Annotated in this window: 2 protein-coding genes; one reads left to right on the top strand and one right to left on the bottom strand. The window is 70.7% G+C overall.

Going from position 1 to position 1,896, the window contains the following annotated elements; all coding sequences use genetic code 11:
- Nucleotides 1-116: 116 nt before the first annotated feature.
- Nucleotides 117-515 (bottom strand): hypothetical protein, encoded by a 399-nt coding sequence (locus tag FOE67_RS24205; RefSeq protein WP_182666959.1) that lies wholly within the window; start codon nt 513-515, stop codon nt 117-119.
- 478 nt (nt 516-993) lie between these two features.
- Between FOE67_RS24205 and FOE67_RS24200 the strand changes: the two genes are divergently transcribed.
- Complete coding sequence (locus FOE67_RS24200) at nt 994-1,731, top strand: hypothetical protein (RefSeq protein WP_182666958.1); 738 nt, start codon at nt 994-996, stop codon at nt 1,729-1,731.
- Nucleotides 1,732-1,896: the final 165 nt, after the last annotated feature.

Below are 1,896 nucleotides of genomic sequence, written 5' to 3'. Positions count from 1 at the left end.
TAATAAAAAAACCAAGACATATGTCTTGGTTTTTTTATGGCTAGGATTATTGAGATTGTTGCTTTTTTTTTTTTTTAGATGGGTATAAGAGACAGGGGGGGTGGGGGCGGCGGTCCTCATGCCAGTACCAGGCTTTCGGCGATCTCGCGGAGTCGTATGCGCGCCAGGGCGAGATTGCCCTCGCGCCGATCGATCCACAGGTGGACGAAGACACTGCTGTCCAGGACGCCTCCCACGAAGTGGATCAGGTGGTGGCCGCCGGGGGCGGTGACGATGACGCCCTCGACCGGCGGGGCGCCCTTCTCCGGTTCGGGGGTGTCCGGGGGCACGAACGCCGTGTGCTCGGCGGCCATCCGGGCCAGTTCGGCGGTCTCCGCGGCGGTGGCCTCGTGGTCGCCGCTGGGCGACTCCCCGGCGGTGCCCAGCGCGAGGCCGCTGATCCAGTCCACGACGGCGGCGCCGCGGGCCCCGGGCAGCGTCATCGCCGCCAGCAGGCACTCGTCGATTCCGGGCATGCGACGTGGTCCTCCCCGCTGCTGTGGTGCCGGTGGTACCGGCCGAACATCCATCGGGCGCCCCGGGGGCGCTGTGGCGAGGAGATTACGCATCGTGCCGGAGGAGGCGCGGGGTTCCGACCACTATTTGCCTGCAAGTGCCAGGAGTTGATCGGGTGACGTTCGGTGTCGAGTGTTTGACACGTGCATATGCCAGAGATGTTCGACAGCGGCACACCCGGGCGACACAGCGACACCACGACGACCGCACGAAACCCCCGGAAGGAGGGCACGCCGGGGGCACATCGGCGCCCCCGGCGGGGCCGTCGACGCGACGCGTCGGGGACACCGGACGGGGGCCGTCCGCGGGTCGGTGGAGCCGGGAAGGGGGCGGGAGCCCGCCAACCGGCGCCCCCCGATTCGCGTTTATCGATCCGTGACCCGGTAAGCCGACAGACCAGAGAGGCGCGTACGAAAGGGTTCCCACGAAAGGCACACCATGACCACCACTCAAGTGATCATCCTCGTGGCGGTGTTCGCCGTCCTCGTTCTGGTCTATCTGGCCCTCGGGCCGGTGATGAAGCGGCGTCGGGGCGACCTGCGCGGACGCTTCGGTCCCGAGTACGACCGGGCCGTGGACCGTCACAACGGTGACGAGAAGGCCGCCCGCGCCGAGCTCTCCGAGCGGCTCAAGCGGCACGGGGACCTGCGGACCCGGACGCTCCCGGCCGAGGAGCGCGAGCGCTACCGGGCGCAGTGGGGGCAGGTGCAGCAGCGCTTCGTGGACGACCCCACCGGCGCCGTCGCCGAGGCCGACCACCTGCTGACCCGCCTGGCCCACGACCGCGGCTACCCGGCCGACTCGCACGACGACCGGATCGCCGCGCTGTCGGTGCACCACCCCCACCAGATCGACGGCTACCGCCGGATCCACGCCCTGGCCGGCCGCACCACCCCCGGGGACACCGCCACCGAGGACCTGCGCACCGCGATGCTCGGTGCCGGCGAGATCTTCGAGAAGCTGATGGACTCCCCCCACGCCGGCGACCGGGAGGACCGGGACCGGGCGGAGGGGCGCGGCGGCGGCATCGCCGAACGCCTGCACCTGCCGGGCGCCGGGCGCGAGGACCGGACCGACGGCACCGATGACCGGGTCGACGGGAACCGCCCCGCGCACCGCGCGGACCCCCGGGCCGACGGGGTGCCGGCCGAGGACCGGAACGGCGTGCGCCGATGACCCGAACCCCCGAGCGAAGTTCCCCGAACGGGTCCGCGCCCCGGGCGCCCCGCTCGCACCAGGACACCAGCGGAAAGGAGAGCAGGACAGTGGAGAACCGCGTGGAGGACCAGCGGCACACCACCGACACCGATCGGACGACGGACCCCGGCACCAACCCCGCCC

It is taken from the genome of Streptomyces calidiresistens (genome assembly GCF_014141525.1).
Lineage (GTDB): Bacteria > Actinomycetota > Actinomycetes > Streptomycetales > Streptomycetaceae > Streptomyces > Streptomyces calidiresistens.
This window is presented reverse-complemented; position numbering and strand designations above follow the sequence as displayed.

What these genes read in the sequence shown, in the direction of transcription:
- FOE67_RS24200 (WP_182666958.1), top strand. Translation starts at nt 994, where the DNA reads ATGACCACCACTCAAGTGATCATCCTCGTGGCGGTGTTCGCCGTCCTC.
- FOE67_RS24205 (WP_182666959.1), bottom strand. Translation starts at nt 515, where the DNA reads ATGCCCGGAATCGACGAGTGCCTGCTGGCGGCGATGACGCTGCCCGGG.